The organism is Halorussus marinus, assembly GCF_004521895.1.
GTDB classification, from domain to species: Archaea; Halobacteriota; Halobacteria; order Halobacteriales; family Haladaptataceae; genus Halorussus; species Halorussus marinus.
This window is the reverse complement of record NZ_SBIR01000002.1, coordinates 291,256-310,701: the sequence shown is the minus strand read 5'-3', so window position 1 is coordinate 310,701 and position 19,446 is coordinate 291,256. Positions and strand designations below refer to the sequence as shown.

At 68.0% G+C, this 19,446-nt stretch carries 22 protein-coding genes and 1 tRNA gene; 5 read left to right on the top strand and 18 right to left on the bottom strand.

The features are described 5' to 3' along the window. Position 1: 1 nt before the first annotated feature. The 4 genes from pstB to EPL04_RS03845 all read right to left on the bottom strand — a co-directional run bounded on the left by pstB (position 2) and on the right by EPL04_RS03845 (position 4,930). Positions 2 to 913: a phosphate ABC transporter ATP-binding protein PstB gene (pstB, locus tag EPL04_RS03860; protein ID WP_134669582.1), complete on the bottom strand. Its 912-nt coding sequence runs from the start codon at positions 911 to 913 to the stop codon at positions 2 to 4. After that, positions 910 to 2,535 carry a phosphate ABC transporter permease PstA gene (gene pstA / locus EPL04_RS03855; protein ID WP_134669580.1) on the bottom strand — a complete coding sequence of 542 codons (1,626 nt, stop codon included), beginning with the start codon at positions 2,533 to 2,535 and terminating at the stop codon, positions 910 to 912. Before pstA ends, pstB begins: the two co-directional genes overlap by 4 nt. Next, a complete protein-coding gene (gene pstC, locus EPL04_RS03850; protein ID WP_134669578.1) occupies positions 2,535 to 3,668 on the bottom strand; it encodes a phosphate ABC transporter permease subunit PstC in 1,134 nt (377 codons plus the stop codon). Before pstC ends, pstA begins: the two co-directional genes overlap by 1 nt. A 68-nt stretch (positions 3,669 to 3,736) precedes the next feature. Continuing rightward, entirely contained in the window at positions 3,737 to 4,930 is a 1,194-nt protein-coding gene (locus EPL04_RS03845) for a PstS family phosphate ABC transporter substrate-binding protein (protein ID WP_134669576.1), read from the bottom strand. Between the two features lie 188 nt (positions 4,931 to 5,118). Between EPL04_RS03845 and EPL04_RS03840 the strand changes: the two genes are divergently transcribed. After that, entirely contained in the window at positions 5,119 to 6,123 is a 1,005-nt protein-coding gene (locus tag EPL04_RS03840) for a halo transducer protein (RefSeq protein ID WP_134669574.1), read from the top strand. 53 nt (positions 6,124 to 6,176) lie between these two features. Here EPL04_RS03840 and EPL04_RS03835 read toward each other — a convergent pair whose 3' ends face one another. The 3 genes from EPL04_RS03835 to EPL04_RS03825 all read right to left on the bottom strand — a co-directional run bounded on the left by EPL04_RS03835 (position 6,177) and on the right by EPL04_RS03825 (position 8,169). Beyond that, positions 6,177 to 6,764: a DUF6663 family protein gene (locus EPL04_RS03835; RefSeq protein ID WP_134669572.1), complete on the bottom strand. Its 588-nt coding sequence runs from the start codon at positions 6,762 to 6,764 to the stop codon at positions 6,177 to 6,179. A gap of 72 nt (positions 6,765 to 6,836) precedes the next feature. After that, the gene (locus EPL04_RS03830; RefSeq protein ID WP_134669570.1) at positions 6,837 to 7,175 is read right to left on the bottom strand and encodes a CHY zinc finger protein; all 339 of its coding nucleotides are present in this window, start codon (positions 7,173 to 7,175) and stop codon (positions 6,837 to 6,839) included. Between the two features lie 55 nt (positions 7,176 to 7,230). Next, positions 7,231 to 8,169 (bottom strand): aminopeptidase, encoded by a 939-nt coding sequence (locus EPL04_RS03825; protein ID WP_134669568.1) that lies wholly within the window; start codon positions 8,167 to 8,169, stop codon positions 7,231 to 7,233. Positions 8,170 to 8,289: 120 nt separating this feature from the next. Here EPL04_RS03825 and EPL04_RS03820 point away from each other — a divergent pair, with 120 nt between their 5' ends. Together EPL04_RS03820 and EPL04_RS03815 are read left to right on the top strand one after the other, a co-directional pair. Beyond that, positions 8,290 to 9,303, top strand: a complete 1,014-nt coding sequence (locus EPL04_RS03820; RefSeq protein ID WP_134669566.1) for a type II glyceraldehyde-3-phosphate dehydrogenase — start codon at positions 8,290 to 8,292, stop codon at positions 9,301 to 9,303. Between the two features lie 61 nt (positions 9,304 to 9,364). Further along, entirely contained in the window at positions 9,365 to 9,757 is a 393-nt protein-coding gene (locus EPL04_RS03815) for an Hsp20/alpha crystallin family protein (protein WP_134669564.1), read from the top strand. 12 nt (positions 9,758 to 9,769) lie between these two features. Here the strand turns inward: EPL04_RS03815 and EPL04_RS03810 are convergent, their stop codons facing one another. Beyond that, positions 9,770 to 10,066: a DUF6432 family protein gene (locus EPL04_RS03810; RefSeq protein WP_134669563.1), complete on the bottom strand. Its 297-nt coding sequence runs from the start codon at positions 10,064 to 10,066 to the stop codon at positions 9,770 to 9,772. Positions 10,067 to 10,152: 86 nt separating this feature from the next. Here EPL04_RS03810 and EPL04_RS03805 point away from each other — a divergent pair, with 86 nt between their 5' ends. Next, a complete protein-coding gene (locus EPL04_RS03805) occupies positions 10,153 to 10,683 on the top strand; it encodes an RNA-binding protein (protein WP_134669561.1) in 531 nt (176 codons plus the stop codon). A gap of 25 nt (positions 10,684 to 10,708) precedes the next feature. Here the strand turns inward: EPL04_RS03805 and EPL04_RS03800 are convergent, their stop codons facing one another. Further along, positions 10,709 to 11,422 carry a DUF1028 domain-containing protein gene (locus EPL04_RS03800; RefSeq protein WP_134669559.1) on the bottom strand — a complete coding sequence of 238 codons (714 nt, stop codon included), beginning with the start codon at positions 11,420 to 11,422 and terminating at the stop codon, positions 10,709 to 10,711. 147 nt (positions 11,423 to 11,569) lie between these two features. Here EPL04_RS03800 and EPL04_RS03795 point away from each other — a divergent pair, with 147 nt between their 5' ends. Beyond that, a complete protein-coding gene (locus tag EPL04_RS03795; protein ID WP_134669557.1) occupies positions 11,570 to 11,929 on the top strand; it encodes a cell division protein SepF in 360 nt (119 codons plus the stop codon). Positions 11,930 to 12,007: 78 nt separating this feature from the next. Here the strand turns inward: EPL04_RS03795 and EPL04_RS03790 are convergent, their stop codons facing one another. From EPL04_RS03790 to EPL04_RS03750, 9 genes are all read right to left on the bottom strand, one after another. Then, positions 12,008 to 12,400, bottom strand: coding sequence for a DUF5611 family protein (locus EPL04_RS03790; RefSeq protein ID WP_134669555.1), 393 nt, complete (start codon positions 12,398 to 12,400; stop codon positions 12,008 to 12,010). A gap of 68 nt (positions 12,401 to 12,468) precedes the next feature. Further along, positions 12,469 to 13,320: a DUF7093 family protein gene (locus EPL04_RS03785; RefSeq protein ID WP_134669553.1), complete on the bottom strand. Its 852-nt coding sequence runs from the start codon at positions 13,318 to 13,320 to the stop codon at positions 12,469 to 12,471. Between the two features lie 200 nt (positions 13,321 to 13,520). Then, on the bottom strand, positions 13,521 to 15,077 hold the full coding sequence (locus tag EPL04_RS03780; protein WP_134669551.1) for a globin-coupled sensor protein: 1,557 nt from the start codon (positions 15,075 to 15,077) through the stop codon (positions 13,521 to 13,523). 177 nt (positions 15,078 to 15,254) lie between these two features. Then, positions 15,255 to 15,326 (bottom strand) — tRNA-Ala (locus EPL04_RS03775). A gap of 40 nt (positions 15,327 to 15,366) precedes the next feature. Then, the gene (locus EPL04_RS03770; RefSeq protein WP_134669549.1) at positions 15,367 to 15,984 is read right to left on the bottom strand and encodes a rhomboid family intramembrane serine protease; all 618 of its coding nucleotides are present in this window, start codon (positions 15,982 to 15,984) and stop codon (positions 15,367 to 15,369) included. 222 nt (positions 15,985 to 16,206) lie between these two features. Next, complete coding sequence (rpsJ, locus tag EPL04_RS03765) at positions 16,207 to 16,515, bottom strand: 30S ribosomal protein S10 (protein ID WP_115864703.1); 309 nt, start codon at positions 16,513 to 16,515, stop codon at positions 16,207 to 16,209. Positions 16,516 to 16,518: 3 nt separating this feature from the next. Continuing rightward, on the bottom strand, positions 16,519 to 17,781 hold the full coding sequence (gene tuf, locus EPL04_RS03760; protein ID WP_134669546.1) for a translation elongation factor EF-1 subunit alpha: 1,263 nt from the start codon (positions 17,779 to 17,781) through the stop codon (positions 16,519 to 16,521). A gap of 180 nt (positions 17,782 to 17,961) precedes the next feature. Beyond that, positions 17,962 to 18,903, bottom strand: a complete 942-nt coding sequence (locus EPL04_RS03755) for a homoserine dehydrogenase (RefSeq protein ID WP_134669544.1) — start codon at positions 18,901 to 18,903, stop codon at positions 17,962 to 17,964. Next, complete coding sequence (locus EPL04_RS03750; RefSeq protein WP_134669542.1) at positions 18,900 to 19,442, bottom strand: amino acid-binding protein; 543 nt, start codon at positions 19,440 to 19,442, stop codon at positions 18,900 to 18,902. Before EPL04_RS03750 ends, EPL04_RS03755 begins: the two co-directional genes overlap by 4 nt. Between the last annotated feature and the right edge of the window lie 4 nt (positions 19,443 to 19,446).

Here is a 19,446-nt window from a genome sequence, read left to right as displayed (position 1 = left end):
ATCACCCGAACTTCCCGGTGATGTAGTCTTCGACCCGCTGGCTCTCGGGGTTCTCGAACACCTGATCGGTCTCGCCGTACTCGACGAGGTTCCCGCCGGTGAGGAAGACGGCGGTCTGGTCGGAGATGCGGGCGGCCTGCTGCATGTTGTGGGTGACTATCACGACCGTGTACTCCTGGGCGAGCTCGTCGATCAGGTCCTCGATCTTCGCGGTGGCGATGGGGTCGAGCGCGCTCGCGGGCTCGTCCATCAGGATGACCTCCGGATCGACCGCGAGACACCGCGCGATACAGAGGCGCTGTTGCTGGCCGCCCGAGAGCCCCATCGCGTTGTCGTCGAGCCGGTCGTCGACCTCGTCCCAGAGGGCGGCCTGTTTTAGCGAGCGCTCGACCAGTTCGGCCTCCCGCTCCTCGTTCGATCGTCCGAGCAGTCCGGCCAGCACGCCGGTGTCGATGTCGCCGTGCTTGCGCGGCCCGTAGGAGACGTTGTCCCGGATCGACTTCGGGAACGGGTTCGGATTCTGGAACACCATCCCGACCCGCTTGCGGAGTTCGACGAGGTTCGTCCCGTCCTGATAGATCTCCTCGCCGTCGACCTCGACCGACCCGTCGACGCGCGCGCTCTTGATCCGGTCGTTCATCCGGTTGAGACACCGGAGGAACGTCGACTTCCCACAGCCCGACGGGCCGATGAGCGCGGTCACGCTCTCCTCGGGGATGTCTATCGACACGTCTCGAAGCGCGTGGTCGTCGCCGTAGTACACGTCGAGGTTCTCGACCGACAGCTTCGGCTCGCCGTCGAACGCGTACTCGCGCCACTCGCTTCGGACCTCCTCTTCGGTCTCGCCGGTCGTCGTCGAGACCGGTCGGTCGGGGTTGCTCTCCGTCTGGATCGTCGATTTTGTCTCGCTCATTGGTGTAGCTTCCTCCGGAAGTAGTATCTGGTAACGATGCCGACCGCGTAGAACGACAGCACGACCGCGAGCAACACCAGCGTGGTCCCCCACGCGAACGCCTCGGGGTCGTTGAGTTGGCTTCCGCCGACGCCCGCGGTGACGAGCGCGTACACCTGGTAGGGGAGCGCGCTGGTGGCCTCCAGTAGCGCCGGGTTGGCGACGAACGGCGGCGAGGCCGTGAACTGGAAGCCGCCGATGACGTCGACCGTCTGACTGCCGGGGACGAACGTCCCGCCCGCCATCGTGAGCAGGATGGGCGCGGTCTCGCCCGCGATGCGTCCGACCCCGAGGATGACGCCCGTGACGACGCCCGGAAGCGCGGCCGGGAGCACGACGCTTCGGATGGTCTGCCACTTCGAGACCCCGAGCGCGGCGCTCGCGTCGCGGTACTCGTCGGGCACCGAGAGCATCGCCTCGCGGCTCGTGATGACGACCAGCGGGAGCAACATGAACCCCAGCGTGAGCATGCCCGACAGCAGGGATTTCTCCCCGCCGAACCGCGGTAGGAGGAACGCGTAGCCGAACAGCCCGAACACGATGCTGGGCGTACTCCAGAGGCCGTTGGTCGCAATCTCGACGACCTGCGTGAACCGGCCCTGTTCTGCGTACTCGCTCAGGAACACCGCCGCCCCGACGCCCAGCGGGACCGCAAACAGCACCGAGCCGACGACCAGCCACACCGTGCCGACGATGGCCGGCAGAACGCCGTCGACGTCGTTCATCAGCGCCGCGCCGTTCGTGAGGAACGGCCACGACACCGGCCAGACGACGGTGTGACTGAACCCGAACGCCGAGACGGTCGTCGACGGGCCGGCGCCTGCCGCGACCGTGACGCCCTCGAACACGCCGGGCGCGCCCTTGAACACGACGAACGCGACCAGTCCGACGAGGACCGCGACGATCGCGAGGGCATTCAGATAGACGAGGAGGTAGGCGCCGAGGTGGCGGCCGCGGGCGCCGAAGCCGCCGTAGGCTTTCGCGGCGGCCCACCCGCCGAGGAGCGAACAGAACATGACCACCGCCGGCACGACGATCGGCGGGAAGAACGTCGCGTTGAGGTCGAACGGCGCCCACGACCAGCCCGGACCGATGACGCCGGTGAGCAACGCCCCGCCCGCGAGGAGCGCCAGCGCGCCCGCCGGCAGGGTCGAGCCGACGTCTTCGCGCGGGATCGCGGTCACCGCGAACGCGATCCCGCCGATCAGGCCGCCGCCGAGCAGTCCGCCCGCGAGCCCGAGTCCCAGCGTCTGGGAGGCGACGAGTCCGCCGACGACGAACCAGATTGCCGAGAAGGCAGTCGCCGCGACCGCGCCGGCGCTCGCTCGCGGCTCCGTCGGAACGAGGCCGCGGTACGACGCCGCGCCGAACCCGACGACGACGACGCCGACGACCGCGAGCAGTCCGCCGAGCACGTTGCTCATCGGGAGCCCCGCCACGGAGTCGGTCACCGTGACGACCTCGAACAGCGCGGCCATCGCGAGCGCGAACAGCAGTGCACACAGGCAGATCGCGACCCCGGCGATCGCTTCGAGCGTCGAGGTCTCCTCGCGGATCAGGGCGCTCTCGGTGACGCGGCTCATCACTCCTCACCCCCGAGCTCACGGCGCATGCGCTTCTCGACGAGCTGGGAGCCGACGCTGAGGAAAAGCACCGTCACGAACAGCACGACCCCGGCCGCAAACAGCGCGTTGAACTGGAGCCCGTGAGCGGTGCCGTACCGCGCAGCGATCAGCGACGTGAGCGTCTCGTAACCGTAGAAGGCGTTGTACAGCGGTTCGGGGAGCGCGGGGCTGTTGCGAAGCATGACGGTGGCGGCCATCGTCTCGCCGATGGCCCGACCCACGCCGAGCAACACCGCGGCCGAGACCCCAGAGAACGCCGCCGGGAACGTGATCGTCGTCATGGTCTGCCAGTCGGTCGTCCCGAGCGCGAGCGACCCGCTCTTCATCGACTCGGGCACGCTGTTGAGCGCGTCCTCGGCGACCGAGACCACCGTCGGGAGCGCCATCAGTCCGACGACCATCCCGACGAAGAGGTAGGTCCCCTGCCCGTTGAGCGCGAACTGGTCGCTCGCCCACGGGCTGATTATCGTGAACCCGATGAAGCCGTACACGATCGAGGGGATGCCCGCGAGGATCTCGATGCCGGGCTTGACGAGTTCGCGCACCGTCGGCGGCGCGATCTCGCTCACGAACAGGGCGGCCGCGACGCCCAGCGGTCCCGCCACGGCCGTCGCGATCACGGTCACCATGACCGTACCGTGGATCATCGGAACCAGCGAGTAGCCGATCGGTTCGCTCACCGGGCTCCACAGCGTCTCGGTGAACAGTCGCAGGCCCGGAACGCTCACGCCCAAGACCTCGACCGAGGCGTACTCGAAGACGGGCCACGCTTCGAGGAAGATGTACACCGTGATGAGCCCGAGGATGAGGATCGTCGACGCGGTCATCGCGAGGGTCACCGCGTGTGCGGTCAGTGCTTGGTGCCGAAGCCAGCCGTAGCCGACCGCTACTACGAACGCGACGAACGGGACGACCGTCAGCGGCGACATCGTGAGAAAGCCCACGAGCATCGCCAGCAGCGCCAGCGAGCCGATGCTGACCGCGGCGAGCGCAGACCGGTCGGTCTCGTCGACGAAATCTCGGGCTCGGGTCAGCCGCCGCCGCGCCGTCGCGCGCCAGTCAGCAGGGTCGGCGTCAGTTACAGATGACATTTCGAATGAGAGGTGTCAGGAGTGGTTTCGAGACGGGTCGAGCCGGCGACTGCCGACCCCGGTCGCGATCAGGGCTGGTCGGGCAACTTCGCCTTCTCGGCCTCGATGTCCTTCTCGGGCAGCGGGATGTACTCGACGCCCTCGACGAACACCTGCTGGCCGAAGTCGGTCAGGAACATGTTGATGAACGCCGCCTCGCGCATGTCGGTCCCGTCCGGCGTCTCGTCGGTCTTCTTGGTGTACATGTGAAGGTCGCGGTTGAGCGGGTACGAGCTGTCGAAGATCGTGTTCTCCGCGCTCTTGTCAGGCTTGTACACCGTTCCCTCGAAATTGATCGCGACGGGCTTGATGCCCTCCGACTGGAACGCAAGCGCCATGTAGCCGATGGCGTTGTCGTTTTGCTGGAGGACGGTCTTGACCTGCTGGTTCTGGCCCTTTCGGGTGTCGACGTCCATCGGCGCGTCGGCGTCGCCGAGCATGTTGAGCCGGAACGACGTGTCGGTGCCCGATCCCTCGGCCCGACCGACCACGTAGATCTCTTGGTCCGGGCCGCCGACCTCGTTCCAGTTCGAGATCTCGCCCTGGTAGATGCCCCGGACCTCTTCGCCGGTGAGTTGGGTGACGCCGCTGTCGTAGATGTTCTGGCTCACGAACACGGGCTGGCCGTCGCGACCGACGACGTGGTCGACGTACTCTTCTTTGGCCTTGGCGTCGCTGATGCCGAGTTCCGCGGTGATCGGACCCGAGGAGTTGCCGATGTCGACGAGCCCGTCCCGGACCGACTTACAGCCGGTTCCCGAGTGGCTCAGCGCGACGCTGGTCGCGAACGGCGGGGTCGCCTGCTGGCCGGTCGGCTCGAAGCCGTACCGGCTCGCGAAGTAGTCGGCGAGCCGCATGTCGGTCTCGATCTGGTCCCATCCGGGGACCGAGGTCTCGTCGTTCGACCCCCAGTACTCGCCGTCGCTCGCGGGCGCGTTGGAGTTCCAGTAGGAACTGCCCTTGTTCGAGATCGGGTACACCGTCGAGGACCCCTCGGCGGTGAGCATCGACGTGTCCATCCCGCCCGATTCGGTCTCGGTCTCTGGCTCGGTCTCCTCGTCGTCGGTCGCTTCGGTCTCGGTCGACCCGCTCTCCGCGGTCGTCGAGGTGTCGTCGCTCTGGCTCCCGGAACAGCCGGCCAGCCCCGCGGCGCCGATGGCTCCGGACGTCGCGAGGAATTTCCGCCGTGATACGCCGCCGAATCGTTGCTGGTCCTCCGTCATCGAGTGGACCGTCGCCGGAGTACACTAAACTCGTTTATAATAGCGGAATACCGTGGTACGCACCACTACGACCTCCTCATACGGTAACGGAGCCGTACGTACCCGCTCTGTCCCGATATATTGTCCTATAGAGCAGTAAATAGGTAACTGACGTAAGATATAACGGGGCGTCGGTGAAACTGCCGCCCATGCACACCGACGACGGTCGAGGGACGGGCGAGTCGATCGAAGGCCGATCGGTCGACGACGCGGTCACGGCGATCGTCCGGCGTGAGGACGGCCGCGACCCCGAGGCGGTGCGGGCGGCGCTCGAACGCGTGGCCACCGACGGCGTCGTGACCCGCGAGGGGGTCGAGGCGGCGCTCGCTCACGCGTCGAAAGTCGTCTCGACGCCCGAAACGCGGGTCGAGATGGCGGCGATCGCGCTCGGAGACGCCCGGGACGCGGCCGAGCCGGTCACCGACCTCGACAGCGTCGGGACCCGGCTCGACGCGTTCGAGGCGCGACTCGCGTCCGTCGAGGACCGGACGGCCGAACTCGGCGATCGGCTCGACACGCTGGTCGGCCCCGACGGCGCGGACGCCGGTCTCTACGAGACGGCGGCCGAGATCCGACGACTCACCGGCGACGCCACCCGCGCCCAGCGGGCCGCCGACCAGCTCAAGCTCGACCTCGAATCGTTCCAGCGGTGGCTCTCGACCCCGTCGGTTCGGGTCCGCGAGCTCGAAACGGACGTCGAGACGATCGAGGCCACGCTGGACGACCTGTCGGCCGCGGTCGACGACGTGGGGTCGGCGCCCGCCGAGGCGCGCGCCGATTCCACCCCGGACGGGGCCGTCTGGGCCGACGCGACGCTCCGGACGCGGGTGGCGGAGCTTCTGCTCGCGGACGTGCGGGCCGAACTCGCTGACCTCCGGGCGTGGGCCGACCGCGAGGCCGGCGACGACGCGCCCGGCCCGGCGCCCGAGACCGACCTCGACGACCTCGGCGACCGACTCGACCGCACCGACGGCCGCCTGACCGATCTCCGCGGTCGGCTCGACGGCCTCGCCCGCGAGTCGTGGAGCGACCGCTTTGGCGACCGACTCGACGCCTTCGAGGACGCGACCGAGGGCCTCGAACCCCCGCTCGACTGGGCCGGCGTCGAGGCGGCGTTCGACGAACACCGCCCGGCGGTCGAGCGAACGGCGTAGCCCCCTCGCCGTCAGTGGCGGCTTGAGGTTCGCCGACCCGCCAATCTCGCCGCCTACGCCAGCGGTTCGGACGGCGCCGGCCGATCGTAGGTGTCCCGGAGCGTCTCGGCGAACTGCCCGTCCTTCCGGAGCGCGATCGTGACGATCACGAACTCCCCGCCGGCGGGTCTGAGCACGAACACCTCGCGGGGCGCCGACCCCTCGCTGTCGTTGACCTTCTCGATCAGCGGTTCGAGCGGCCGGGTGCCGTCGCGGAACGACTCGAAGGTGGTGCCGTCCTCGGCGAACACGTAGAGGACGCCGTTGACCTCGCTGTCGGTGTTGCGGGTCACGCGACTGTTCATCGAGTCGCCGGCCGCCCGCGCCTCGTCCCACGCGTCGGCCGCGACGTCGAACACCGGCTCGATCCCGTCGGCGAACGCATAGCGGGTCGGACGGCGGACCGACAGCGCCGCCACCGTCGGCTCCGGGTTCGACCAGTCGAGGCTCGCGTCGACGAGGTAGCCGGGTCGGAGGTCCTCGACGGGCGCGTCGTGGCCCTCGCCGGCGGTCACGATCGGTTCGTACGTCTCCAGATCCAGCAATCGCACCGTCCCGGCCTCGGGGACGGCGAGCACGCGGTAACGCCCGTCGTCGGTCATACGTCTCGTAGGGGCCGAGGCCGGGAAAAGCTCCCCGTCTCCGCCGCCGGGCGGTTCGACGGCGCGACCCCGCTACGCCTCGAACGCGAAGTAGCGGTCGTAGTGAGCCGCGCACCCGGGGTTGAACGCGGCCCCGCAGTCGGGACACGAGTGGTCGCCGTCGACGAACTCGCGGGGCGGGAGGGTCGCGCCGCAGGACCCACACAGCACCGCGGGCGCCGACTCGGCGACCGACAGCCGCTCGGGGTCGTGGTCCACGAGCGCCTCGTGACACCGGAAACACGGGTAGTAGGCGTCACAGCAGGCGAACCGAAGCGCCACCACGTCGCGGTCGGTGTCGTAGTGAGCACACCGGGTCTCGGGGTCGACGTCGACTCCCCGGACGGTGTGGCCGTCGACTTCCCGTTCCATCACTCGGGCTGGGGCGGGTCTACGACCTCCCCGTCTCGCGGTTCCACCGCTCGATTCATGGGAGATCTACGACCTCCCCGTCGGCGTACACGGTCGGCTCCCGGAGGATGCCGTCGAAGTGGATCGGGGCGTCGGTGTCGCCGCCGATGCCGGCGTCGTCGCCGATCGCGACGTGGACGGTGCCGCCGGCCTTCTCGTCGAGCAGGACCGACCCGACCAGTTCGGTGACCGCGACGTTGGTGCCGATACCGAGTTCGGCGAGGTTGTACGCCGCGTCGCCGACGTCCTCGGCGGCGTCCTCGACCTGTCCGCGGATCTCGTCGTCCGAGATGTCGGTGACGTAGCCGTCCTCGACCTCGAATTCGAGGTGTTGGCCCTCGTCGAGCAGGCCGTGGGGCATCATCGTCCCGTCGACGACGTAGGTGCCCTCGGCGTCCTCGGGGCTCACGAACACCTCGCCCGCCGGGAGGTTCGAGAACTCGCCGTCGGCGTGGACGATGCCGGTGTCGTCGTGCCACTCGCGGTCGCCGGGCTCGAAGGTGATGTCGGTTCCCTGCGGCGAGGTGACCCGGATCTCGTCGGCGTCCGCGACCTGTTCGAGCACGGCCTCGCAGTGGGCGGCGATGGCCTCGTAGTCGGCGTCCAGCCCCGTCGTGAACACGTCCTCGGTGATGCCCGGCAGGGTCGCCCCGCGCGCGCCGGCGTCGTTCGCGTCGCCGCGGGCGCGGGTGTGGCTCAGGCTCTTGGTGGTCGGCGCGAGGAACACGTCGGCCCCCGCCATCGCGGCCGCGACGGGTTCGGGCGGTTCGGCGCCGTGAGAGTCGCCCGGTGGGTACCGGACGACGGTCGCGTCCGAACTGATCTGGCTGGCGACCTCGTAGAGCGCCTCGCCGATCGGGCGGCGCTCGTCGTCGGTCACGATACAACAGGATTCGGTCTCCTCGAGCGCGAGACACTGCGTGAGCGCGGTTTCGGCCGCGTCGCGGAGGCTCATGGTCGCCCTGTGGGCGGGGCCGCGGTTAGGCTTTCCCCTCCACACTTACTCGGAGGAGAGTTACTTTCCCTCGACGAACCCCGAAACCATTATGCGCGAGACCGTCGGACGTTCGGGTACATGTTACGGGTCGGAATCAACGGTTACGGCACCATCGGCAAGCGCGTGGCGGACGCGGTGCGCGCACAGCCCGACATGGAGGTCGTCGGGGTCGCCAAGACGCGACCCAACTTCGAGGCCGAGCGCGCGGTCGCGAAGGACTACCCCCTCTACGCCGCGATCGAGGACCGCGTCGAGCTGTTCGACGACGCGGGGATCGAGCTCGCGGGGATGGTCGAAGAGTTGGTCGAGGAAAGCGACGTGATCGTCGACGCCTGCCCCTCGGGCGTCGGCGAGCAGAACAGCGAACTCTACGCCGAGCACGACACCCCCGCGCTGTATCAGGGCGGCGAGTCCGCCGAGTTCGTCGACACCAGCTTCAACGCCCGGTCGAACTTCGCGGACGCCGTCGGCGCCGACCACGTCCGGGTGGTCTCGTGTAACACAACCGGCCTCTCGCGGCTGATCGCGCCGCTCGGCGAGGAGTACGGCGTCGAGAAGGTCCGGGCGACGCTGGTCCGGCGGGGCGGCGATCCCGCCCAGTCCTCGCGGGGTCCCATCAACGACATCCTGCCCGACCCCGTCACGCTTCCCTCCCACCACGGGCCGGACGTCCAGACCATCTTCCCCGACCTCGCCATCGACACGCTCGGGCTGAAGGTGCCCGCGACGCTGATGCACATGCACAGCGTCAACGTCACGCTCGAAGCCGAACCCGACGCCGCGGCGGTCCGCGACCTGCTCGCCGACGAGTCGCGACTGTTCGTCATCCCCGAGCGCTTCGACATCGACGGAGCCGGCGCGCTCAAAGAGTACGCGCAGGACGCCGGCCGGCCGCGCGGGGACATCTGGGAGAACTGCGTCTGGGGCGAGTCGGTGACGACCGAGGGATCGGACCTCTATCTGTTTCAGGCGATCCACCAGGAGAGCGACGTGGTGCCCGAGAACGTCGACGCGATCCGGGCGGTCGCGAACGCCGCCGACGCCGCCGAGAGCGTCGCGACGACCGACGACGCGCTCGGCATGGGCATCTGACACCCGACGCGATTTCCCCGGGTGCCAAAGGCTTTTGCCCGATTACTCCCTACCTCTTGGCATGCGACGAGACGACCGCGACGATCCCTTCGACGATCTCTTTCGTGAAATAGAGCGCGTGATGAACGAGATGATGGGCGGGGAGTTCGACATGGAAGTCGAGCGCAACGGGCCCACCGGGTTCGGCACCGAGACCCACGTCGACATCCACGAGACCGACGACGCCGTCCGAGTCATCGCCGACCTGCCCGGCGTCGAGAAGTCGGACATCGACCTCCAGTGCGACGGCGAGACTCTGACGATCGGCGCCGCGAGCGACCACCGCGAGTACGACGAGCGGGTCCGGCTCCCGGCACAGGTCGACGAGCACTCCGCGAGCGCGACCTACAACAACGGCGTGCTCGAAGTCAGCTTCGAGAAGTCCGACGAGTCCGCGGACATCGACGTCCAGTAGGTCTCTCCGTTCTCACAGCGGCAGGCGCTCGATGACGCGGTCGACGAACGACGGCTCGTCGGCCTCCTCTTCGGGATCCGGGATCACGCGGTCGTCGGGGGTGATGAGCGTGCGCTGGTCGGCCGCGTTGGCGTCGATGAGTCCGTCCTCTTTGAGGTTGGCGAGCGCGGTTTCGAGTTCGTCGATCCCGACGTCGACGTGCGACCGGAGCTCGAACACCGTCATCCCGTCGTCGTTCCGGTCGACGAGCGCGTCGAGCACCGCAACCTCGACGTCCGCACGGTCCCGGTACTCACGCTTTGCCTTCATACGGTGGAGTATGCGCGGCGGGTTCTTACGCTTATCCCCGCCGCGAAGGCGGGGGTATTAAGCCCCGAAGCGACGCACGTCCGGGTATGCAGGTCAAGTCTCGTCACCACCTCCGGAGCGACGAGGTGCGGGAAGTCGAAGACGAACTGGCGGCGAACCTCGGCGTCGACCTCGACGCCGACAGCTACGAACTCGTGGAGCTAGAGGATTCGGCGTTCGACCTCGTGCTTGTCGACGGCGAGCCCGCCGTCCTGTACGTCGAGAGCGCGGAGCAAGGCTCCGCCGAAGAGTCGAGCGGACAGAGTCCGCGAGACGACGAACCCTTCCTGACCGTCCGCGGCGCGAACGACTACCCGCCCCAGACCCACGTCGTCACGGTCGACGCGGGCGCGGTGTCGTTCGTCAGCGACGGCGCCGACGTGATGCGGCCCGGCATCGTGGAGGCCGACCCGGACATCGAACCCGGCGACCTCGTCGCGATCGCCGAGGAGTCTCACGGCAAGGTGCTGGCGGTGGGTCGGGCGAAGACCGACGGCGAGGAGATGGTCGGCGACTCCGGGAAGGTCGTCGAGTCGATCCACCACGTCGGCGACGACCTCTACGAGTTCACCGTCTGAATGCGATCGCTCGATCCGCGCCCCGTTACTCGTCGACGTCGTCGAGTTCGTCGTCCTCGAAGGCCTCCTCGTAGCGTTCGACCGCCGCCTCGAAGCCCTCCTTTGCGAGTTCGTAGGTCTCACGGAGGTCCGCGACCGGCGTCTCGGTCGCGTCGACCCGCAGATCGTGGTAGTACGGCTCCATCTCGCGGTCTTCGGTCGTCTCGACGATCAGCGCCGCGCTCTGGACCCGAAGCTCCTCGCGCTTGTCGCCGCCTTCGGCGTGGCCCGCGGCGAGCGCGTCGACGAGTCGCTCGGCGAGCGGGGCGTCGCCGCCCCGGGAGTCGCGGTAGGCGTCGGCGGTTTCCTCGACCACCGACTCGCCGGTCAGGAGGTTTCCCGCGACCGTGAACCCCTCGCCCTCGAGGTGGCCGTACCAGTCTTTGGACTCGTCGCCGGAGAACGCGAAGGTCCCCTCGGCGTCGACCCCGTGGAGCTGGCGCTGGGCCGCGCCGTCGTCGGCGTTCAAAAGCGACTGGAGCGCGTCTTCGACCGCGAGACCGTCGTCGAGGTACTCGACGCCCTTCCGTCCGAGTTCGACGTTGACAAGGCTCTGGGTGGCGACCGCCCCGTTCTCGCTGGCGAACGGACAGAGGGTGCCGACCGCCGGGAGTCGGGTCGTCACCGCGACGCCGAACCGGGTCTGGTCGTCGCCGGACTCGTCTTCGTACTCCTCTCGGACGCAGATGCTGAACGTCACACGCGAGACGAGGGACGGCCTCGGCAAAAAGGTCGGCCTCCCGGCGAGTTCGTCGCGCCGGTCGGGCGACCCCGATGCGCGGGACGTGACGGGGCTGGGGCTCCGTCTGACGTAAGAACTATACCCCTCCGCTCGGCCCATGTCCCTATGGGCTTCATGAGCAAAATCCTCGGGGACCGCGACTCGACGACCGCCGAGGACTACGTCGAACTCAACCTCGACGACTTCGATACGGCGTCGAGCGACGCGGCGATGCAGGTCCACATCGCGGAGATACAGGGCCAGCAGGACGTCATCGAGATCAAAGACGCCATCTACGACGGCGACCTCGTGGTCGCGGACATCACCCGACTCCGGACCGAGGACACGACCGTCGAGCGCATCACAAACGAACTCAAGCAGGTCGCCCGCGAAGTCGACGGCGACATCGTCCAGAAGGGCGACGACCAGATACTGGTCACGCCGACGGGCGTCAAGATCAGCCGCGAGAAACTCGGTCGCAAGTAGCCTCGACTTTCTGTTCGGTCTTCGGATCCCCACCGGAATCTCGGTCTGACGGGACGGCGTCGACTGCCGCTGCGAGGCCTACACGTTGTCGGGGGCGTCGGCGTCGTCCTCGACGGCGCGTTTCATCGACTCGCGCCGGGACTTGGCGTCACGCCCGGTGGCTTCGAGCAGGAAGTCGTTCTTGGCGTCGACCGCGTCGGCGGCGGCGTCGGCGTTCCCCTCGGCGATGACGTCCTCGGCGGGTCGCTCCTCGAAGTGGACCGCGAGCTTGTCCTTCTTGCCGCTGTACTCGGCGGCGCCCGCGAGGATGCGGTCGAACACGGGGTTGTCTGGGTCGTCGACGACGTAGAGTTCGTGGCCCTGCCAGTCCTCGGTGTCCGAGATTTCGCCGAAGTACTCCTCGATCTTCGCTTTCATGTCGGGAATGCGGTCCTCCAGATGCTCGCCGCGACGCATCTTGTACTCTTTCATGGTGTGCTCCGTTTGGATTGGGGGGTGTAAACCCTTTTCGCGTCGTTCTCACCCTTGAATCGCCCGGTTCACTCCCGCGCGATGTACCCCTTGCGACACTCCGGGCAGATGTCGCCGGCCCGCAACGACGACCCCGCGACGCCCGCCCGGTAGCCACACTCGGGGCAGACGAACTCCGCGTCGACGTCCGGGTCGTCGGCGGGCCCCGAGACCGACGGCGCCTCCGAGCCGGCGGTGAACCCCGCCGAGAGCTCGCTCCCGCCGCGGCGCTCGGTCTCGGCGGTTTCGAGGGTGTCGCCCTCGGCGTTGACGAACTCGACCTCCTCGGCCTCGCTCTCGTCGACCTCCGGTGCGGACTCGGGCGCGAGCCCGCCGCCGAACTCGACCTCGGCGTCCTCGTCGTCGGGTCGGGCGTCGTACCCCTCGTCCTCCTGGCCGACCTCGGGCCACTCGCCCCGGCCCCGGTCCTCGCCGGCCTCGGCGGGGTGTGTCGAGTCGGCGTCGGGCCACTCGCCGGACTCGCGGTCCGCGTCCCCGGACTCCTCGTCGGCCTCGTCGTCGAGGATCACGGCGTCGTCGTCTTCGGCCGACTGAGGGGCCTCGAACTCGTTTTCGACCGCGGCCGAGGCGCCGACGCTCTCGCTGACGCCCTCGGCACCGGCATCGTCGCTTCCGGCCGTCCCGGTCGGCGCCGACGCCGACGGCTCCTCGGACTCCGACTCGGCCCGTTCGCGGTCGCGGGCGGTCGGGTCGATGGCGGTGACTTCCTTGTTCTCGGTGACGACACTGCGCTCGCCACACCGCTGACACTCCTCGAACTCCCGGACGGTGACGACGACTTCGCTTCCCTGCTCCTCGCGCTCACGCTCGATTTCGGTATCCCCGTAGGCGTGACCGAGGAGCGAACACCTGAGACTCATCGTGCTGTTCCTTAGGTTCATCCGTGGTAAAGGCTGTGTTTCGGCGCATGACGCGCGGCTGACGCGGAGCTCGGTCACGGCCGCGTGGGAATTGTTTATCGACTCTGGCCAAAATACTATATTATTCTCTTCCGGAAATAATATTTTTCATTCGAATCTGATAGGAGAAAATTTATATGGGTCTCACCCCACTGCCTCGATCAGTCGTCTCCGAGTTTCTTGACGGTCTGGTGTATGTCCTCGACCCTCGCGGACTGCTGGTCGTTCGCGGCGGCGACTTCCTCGATCTCGGTCGCGACCTGCTCGGTCTGTGCTACCATCTCGTCGATCATCCCCGCGACTTCCTCGGTGCTCGCGGCCTGATCGTCGGTCGCGTCCGCGACCTCCTGTATCCCCGTCGACGTGTCTTTCACCGCGTCGACGATCTCGAGCAGCGTGTCTACGGTGGCTTCGACCTGCTGTAACCCCTCGTCGACCTGTCGGGTCGTCGTCTCGAGGCTCTCGACGGTCCGGGACGCGTCGGCCTTGATCTCGGCGACCTGTTCTTCGATCTCGCCGGCGTGGTCTTGGGACTTCTCCGCGAGGGTTTTGACCTCGTCGGCGACGACCGCGAACCCGTCGCCGTCCTCGCCCGCCCGGGCGGCCTCGATCGAGGCGTTGAGCGCGAGGAGGTTCGTCTGCTCGGCGATGTCGTTTATGACGTTCACCATCTCGTCGATCTCGTCTATCCGATCTTGCAACCGCTCGACGTCGTCGGCGGTGGTCTCAGAGGCCGTGTTCACCTGCTCCATGACGTCGATGGCCTCGTCTGCGGCCGTCTGGCCTTCCGCCGCCAACGCCTCGGCCCGCTCGCTCGCCTCGGCGACGTCGTCCGCCGTGGCCGCGATCTCCTCGACCGTCGCCGCCATGGTCGACACTTCCGCCGAGACGTTCTCCATCGACTCGACCTGCCCGTCGGCGACGTCGTTCATGCGGGCCGTGCTCTCGGCGACCTCCTCGGACATCTCCTGCAAGTCGGTGAGCGGCGCGTGCACGTCGGTCTCGACCTCACGCATCAACTGCTCTTGGTCGTCGAGGGCGTCCTCTAGCTGTTGGCTGTACGAGTGGATGTACGTGTCCGCCACGACCTGCATGTCCAGATTGATGATCCGCAGGACCGCGAGGACCTCCTCTAACCCTCGGTCGAGCTCCTCGGTGATCGCCCGTTCTACGGCTTGGCTGTCGGCGGTCGCGCCCGCGGCGAGTCCACCGTCGGTCGCCGCGCCGTCCTCGTCGACGAGCCGATCCGCGAGGCGCTCTCCGAACCGCTCGAACAGAAGCGGGAAGATGAGGTCGTAGTACACGCCGTACTGGCCGATGTAGTGTTTCATCGGCATCTCGAGCAGATCGTGGATCTTCCCGATCCGGGCCCGATCCGCGAAGTACTCGGTCCCGTAGTCCCCGCTCGCGAGCGTCACGAAGTAGGCCGACTGGGTTCGTTTGAGCTGTTCGATGCCCTTCGACGAGCGGTCCATGACCCCCACCGTGTCGTCGTATCGAGTCAGATTCTCGTAGAAGTCCTCGGCGATCCGGTCGGCGTGCTCCCGAAACAGCGGCTCCAGCCGCGACAGATGCGCTTGGTCGGTGTCGTCGAACCCGATGAACTCCTTTCGCCATTCGATCTCCTCGGCGTCGAGGCCGCATTCCCGCAGAAGTGACGCGACGTCGAGTTCCGAGTTGAGTCCGCCGTCGCCGAACTCCGTCGAATAATCTCTCACAGCGAGTGTAGAGTCGTGAGGGCCTTTTCAGTATTGTGATACACCCACCGGTCGGTCGAACGCGTGTGGTCGACGGCGCGCTCGAACCGGGGTGATGCCCGCGAGCGAGCGGATTCGGGGCTACTACGACCGACCGAGACGCTTCGAGAGCGAATCTCGAGAAACTTAGAAACGGGATGGACTCGCGGGGATTTGAACCCCGGGCCTCTTCCTTGCGAAGGAAGCGATCTACCGCTGATCTACGAGCCCGCGAACGCAATAACGGGTAGCGCCCGCACTTATTAGAAGCTTATGTTTCGCCCCCGGTGCGCAACAGGTGCGCACGCCCGGCGAGGACGCCCACCACGAAGCCGGTGAAGTGCGCGACCAGCGCGACCCCCGGCGCCGCCGTGAGGAGCGTCACCCCGCCCGCGAGCACGAGCAAGAGTCCGACCCGCCCGCGAGCGCCGATCGGGAGCCGCCGGAGCACCGTGTCGGTCACCGCGTTGCCGGCCAGTAGGTAGCCCGCCAGCCCGAACACCGCGCCGCTCGCCCCGAGCACCGCCGGCGCCCGTCCGGTCGTCACCGCACTGGAGACCGCGATCTGGGCGAGTCCCGCGATCATCCCCGCCGACGCGAAGAAGGCGTGGAATCGCCACTTGGTCGTCACGCGCTCGACCGCGAACCCGACCAGCGCCAGCACCACCGCGTTCGACAGCAGGTGGCCGACGCCGTCGTGGGCGTAAACGCTCACCAGCAGGGTCCACGGCCGAGCCGAAACCGGCGGCGCGAGCGCGAACAGCCCGTAGGACAGCCCCTCCGAGAGGAGCGCCACGAGCGACTGGGCGGCGAAGACGACCGCGAACGCCCCGAGGGTCTCGACGGTCGGACTCCGTCCCGATCCCGCCGAGAGGTCCCGACCGCTCACGGGGCCGGTCCTCCGTCGAGTCCCGACCGGGCCCGGGCGCTCGGGGCGTGCGACGCCCGACGTGGGGGTTCGTTGGGGTGCTGTGTCACGAACCGGGATACGGCTCCGGACGACAAAAAGACAGGGGAGCGATGTGGCTGTTCGGTGAGAAAAACGGAGAATCCGTCGCGGAGTCGAAACCCCGCTCGGCTCCGAAGGGTCGGGTGGGCTCGCGCCCGCGGTTCAGTCCTCGAGGACGATCTCGATGCTCACGTCGTTCGGGACCTGAATCCGCATGAGCTGGCGGAGCGCGCGTTCGTCGGCGTCGATGTCGATGAGACGCTTGTGGACGCGCATCTCCCAGTGCTCCCACGTCGCGGTCCCCTCGCCGTCGGGGGACTTTCGGGTGGGGACTTCCAGCGTCTTCGTCGGCAGCGGGATGGGACCCGACAGCGAGACGCCCGTCTTGTTCGCGATCTCGCGGACGTCGTCGCAGATGTCGTCGAGGTCCTCGGGACTGGTTCCGGCCAGTCGAACGCGTGCTTGCTGCATGCGTTACTCGTTGACGCTGAGGACCTTGCCGGCCGCGATGGTCTGGCCCATGTCGCGGATCGCGAAGCTACCGAGCTCGGGGATCTCGCTCGACGGCTCGATCGAGAGGGGCTTCTGGGGTCGGACGGTGACGACCGCGGCGTCGCCCGACTGGATGAAGTCGGGGTTCTCCTCGGCGACCTCGCCCGACGAGGGGTCCATCTTCTTGTCGATGGATTCGATGGTACACGCGACCTGCGCGGTGTGGGCGTGGAAGACCGGCGTGTAGCCGTCGGTGATGACCGACGGGTGCTGCATCACGACGATCTGTGCCTGGAACGTCTCGGCGACCGACGGCGGATCGTCGGCGGGGCCACAGACGTCACCGCGGCGGATGTCGTCCTTGCCGATGCCCCGAACGTTGAACCCGACGTTGTCGCCGGGTTCGGCCTTCGGGACCTCCTCGTGGTGCATCTCGACGGTCTTGACCTCGCCGCCCACGTCGCTGGGCTGGAACGAGACGTTGTCGCCGGTGCTGAGGATGCCGGTCTCGACGCGGCCGACCGGGACGGTCCCGATACCGGAGATCGTGTAAACGTCCTGGATCGGGAGCCGGAGCGGCGCGTCCGTCGGCGGCTCCGGCGGTTCGAGGTTGTTGAGCGCCTCGAGCAGGATCTCGCCGTCGTACCACGGCGTGTTGTCCGACTCCTCGGCGATGTTGTCGCCCTCGAACGCCGAGATCGGGATGAAGCCGGCGTCGTCGGTGTTGAACTGCACCTGCTTGAGCAGGTCCTCGACCTCGGAGACGACCTCCTTGTACTTGGCCTCCTCGTAGTCGACGAGGTCCATCTTGTTGATGCCGACGATGAGCTCGTCGATGCCGAGCGTCCGAGCCAGGAAGACGTGCTCCTGGGTCTGGGGCGCGACGCCGTCGTCGGCCGCGACGACGAGCACCGCGTTGTCGGCCTGCGAGGCCCCCGTGATCATGTTCTTGACGAAGTCACGGTGGCCGGGACAGTCCACGATGGTGAAGTCGTAGGCGTCCGTGCTGAACTCTTGGTGGGCGATGTCGATGGTGACACCGCGCTCGCGCTCTTCGGCGAGGTTGTCCATGACGTAGGCGAACTCGAAGCCGCCCTTGCCCTTCTCCTCGGCCTCTTCTTTGTGCTGTTCGATGACGTGCTCGGGTACGCTCCCCGTCTCGTAGAGGAGTCGTCCCACGAGCGTACTCTTGCCGTGGTCGACGTGGCCGATAATGGCCAGGTTCTGGTGTTGTTCGTCGCTCATTTGTATCTCACGCGCAGACGCGCTCTATCGGAATCATTTGGCAGAAGCGGTTAAAACCATTTCGATACGCTATGCTACCCACCCCGGCGCCGTCTGTCGGTTGTTGGTAGACCGTCGCACGATTTAGGTCGGCGAGGGCTGAAACGAGCGACCGGCCCGCCCCGCGGGTCGAGCGGGCGCCTATTCGAGCCGGTTCACGTCCGCGAGCACCGCCGTCGCGGTCTCGGGCCCGCCGGCGCCCCGGCCGCTGAGGTTCAGCCGCCCGGCGTGTTCGGTCTCCAACTGGACGATGTTCCGCGTGCCGGTCACCGCGAGCGTCCCGTTCTCGGGGACGAGCCGCGGGCCGACCCGGACTCCCTCGGGAGTCGCCTCGCCGATGAGCCGGATAGTGCGGCCGTCCTCGGCCGCCAGTTCGAGCGCGCTCCCCGGGAGTTCGTCGATGCCCTCGACCTCGGCGTCGGCGAGCGAGTAGTTCCCCGTTCCGAGCACGTTCGCGAGGATCACGCACTTGAGCGCGGCGTCGGTGCCGTCCACGTCGAACGAGGGGTCGGCCTCCGCGACCCCGAGGTCCTGTGCTTCTGCGAGGACGTGCTCGTAGCCGAGTCCCTCGGCGGCCATCCGCGAGAGCACGAAGTTCGCGGTGCCGTTGAGAACGCCCCGCGCCGCGGTGATCGTCGCGGGGTCGTAGCTCTCGATGGTCGAGAGCACCGGGATCGCTCCGCCGACGGTCGCCTCGAACCGGACCGAGCCCGCGCTCTCGCGTTCGAGTTCCCGGAGTTCGTCGTACCGCTCGGCGACGGGGCCCTTGTTCGCCAGCACGACGTTGCGGTCGCGTTCGAGCGCGGTCCGGACGTGGCCGAACCCGGGCTGGGCGTCCCCGAGCGTGGTCGGGGTCGCCTCGACGAGCGCGTCGTACTCGGTCCCGAGGGCGTCCTCGGGCGCGGCCGCGCCGACTCTCCCCGTCTGGGCTTTCTCGGCGAGCGCTCGCTCGACGTCGATCCCGCCGGAATCGACCGCGGCGCTGGTCGAGTCCGCGAGCGCCGCGACCTCGTGGCCGTACTCGCCCGCCAGTTCGGCGACCGACCGGCCGACCGCGCCCGCGCCGAGGATCGCGAGTTTCACGCCGACCCCTCCAGTTCCGTCAGCGGTTCGACGACCTGCAAGTCCTTGCGCTCGGCCACCTCGCGGACCGCCTCGGTCACCTCTCCGGTCTTGCCGGGCTCGGTCGCGAGCCGGAGCCGAGCGCTCGAGACGTCGCTGGTGCCGTTGGGCGCCGACAGCGACACGTCGACGACCGAGGCGGCCGCGTCCGACTCGATGGTCGACAGCGTCTCCGAGAAGTCGGTCTCCACGACGTGACCGACGAGCAGGACGGTCACCTCCTCGCCGTAGCGCTCGGTGCCCGCACGGATCACGTTGACCCCCGACTCCCGGAGGTCCGCGACGATCGCATCGAGCTGGTGGGGCAGACACTCGAGGTCGACCTCTACCGGGATGTGTCCCCGCGGCGTGAGCGAGCCGCGCTCGTGGAATATCGAGAGGAGATTGCCGCCGTTGTCCGCGATCGGTTCGAGCGCGTTCAACAGCTCGCCGGGTTCGTCGACCAGTTCGAGCCGGACCGTGTGCGCTCGGAGTTCGCCGCCGCTAGCGTCGTCGCTCATCGTT

Excerpts from the sequence above, each read along its gene's own strand:
- pstB (WP_134669582.1), bottom strand. The coding sequence starts at position 913 with ATGAGCGAGACAAAATCGACGATCCAGACGGAGAGCAACCCCGACCGA.
- pstA (WP_134669580.1), bottom strand. The coding sequence starts at position 2,535 with ATGAGCCGCGTCACCGAGAGCGCCCTGATCCGCGAGGAGACCTCGACG.
- pstC (WP_134669578.1), bottom strand. The coding sequence starts at position 3,668 with ATGTCATCTGTAACTGACGCCGACCCTGCTGACTGGCGCGCGACGGCG.
- EPL04_RS03845 (WP_134669576.1), bottom strand. The coding sequence starts at position 4,930 with ATGACGGAGGACCAGCAACGATTCGGCGGCGTATCACGGCGGAAATTC.
- EPL04_RS03840 (WP_134669574.1), top strand. The coding sequence starts at position 5,119 with ATGCACACCGACGACGGTCGAGGGACGGGCGAGTCGATCGAAGGCCGA.
- EPL04_RS03835 (WP_134669572.1), bottom strand. The coding sequence starts at position 6,764 with ATGACCGACGACGGGCGTTACCGCGTGCTCGCCGTCCCCGAGGCCGGG.
- EPL04_RS03830 (WP_134669570.1), bottom strand. The coding sequence starts at position 7,175 with ATGGAACGGGAAGTCGACGGCCACACCGTCCGGGGAGTCGACGTCGAC.
- EPL04_RS03825 (WP_134669568.1), bottom strand. The coding sequence starts at position 8,169 with ATGAGCCTCCGCGACGCGGCCGAAACCGCGCTCACGCAGTGTCTCGCG.
- EPL04_RS03820 (WP_134669566.1), top strand. The coding sequence starts at position 8,290 with ATGTTACGGGTCGGAATCAACGGTTACGGCACCATCGGCAAGCGCGTG.
- EPL04_RS03815 (WP_134669564.1), top strand. The coding sequence starts at position 9,365 with ATGCGACGAGACGACCGCGACGATCCCTTCGACGATCTCTTTCGTGAA.
- EPL04_RS03810 (WP_134669563.1), bottom strand. The coding sequence starts at position 10,066 with ATGAAGGCAAAGCGTGAGTACCGGGACCGTGCGGACGTCGAGGTTGCG.
- EPL04_RS03805 (WP_134669561.1), top strand. The coding sequence starts at position 10,153 with ATGCAGGTCAAGTCTCGTCACCACCTCCGGAGCGACGAGGTGCGGGAA.
- EPL04_RS03795 (WP_134669557.1), top strand. The coding sequence starts at position 11,570 with ATGGGCTTCATGAGCAAAATCCTCGGGGACCGCGACTCGACGACCGCC.
- EPL04_RS03790 (WP_134669555.1), bottom strand. The coding sequence starts at position 12,400 with ATGAAAGAGTACAAGATGCGTCGCGGCGAGCATCTGGAGGACCGCATT.
- EPL04_RS03785 (WP_134669553.1), bottom strand. The coding sequence starts at position 13,320 with ATGAGTCTCAGGTGTTCGCTCCTCGGTCACGCCTACGGGGATACCGAA.
- rpsJ (WP_115864703.1), bottom strand. The coding sequence starts at position 16,515 with ATGCAGCAAGCACGCGTTCGACTGGCCGGAACCAGTCCCGAGGACCTC.
- tuf (WP_134669546.1), bottom strand. The coding sequence starts at position 17,781 with ATGAGCGACGAACAACACCAGAACCTGGCCATTATCGGCCACGTCGAC.
- EPL04_RS03750 (WP_134669542.1), bottom strand. The coding sequence starts at position 19,442 with ATGAGCGACGACGCTAGCGGCGGCGAACTCCGAGCGCACACGGTCCGG.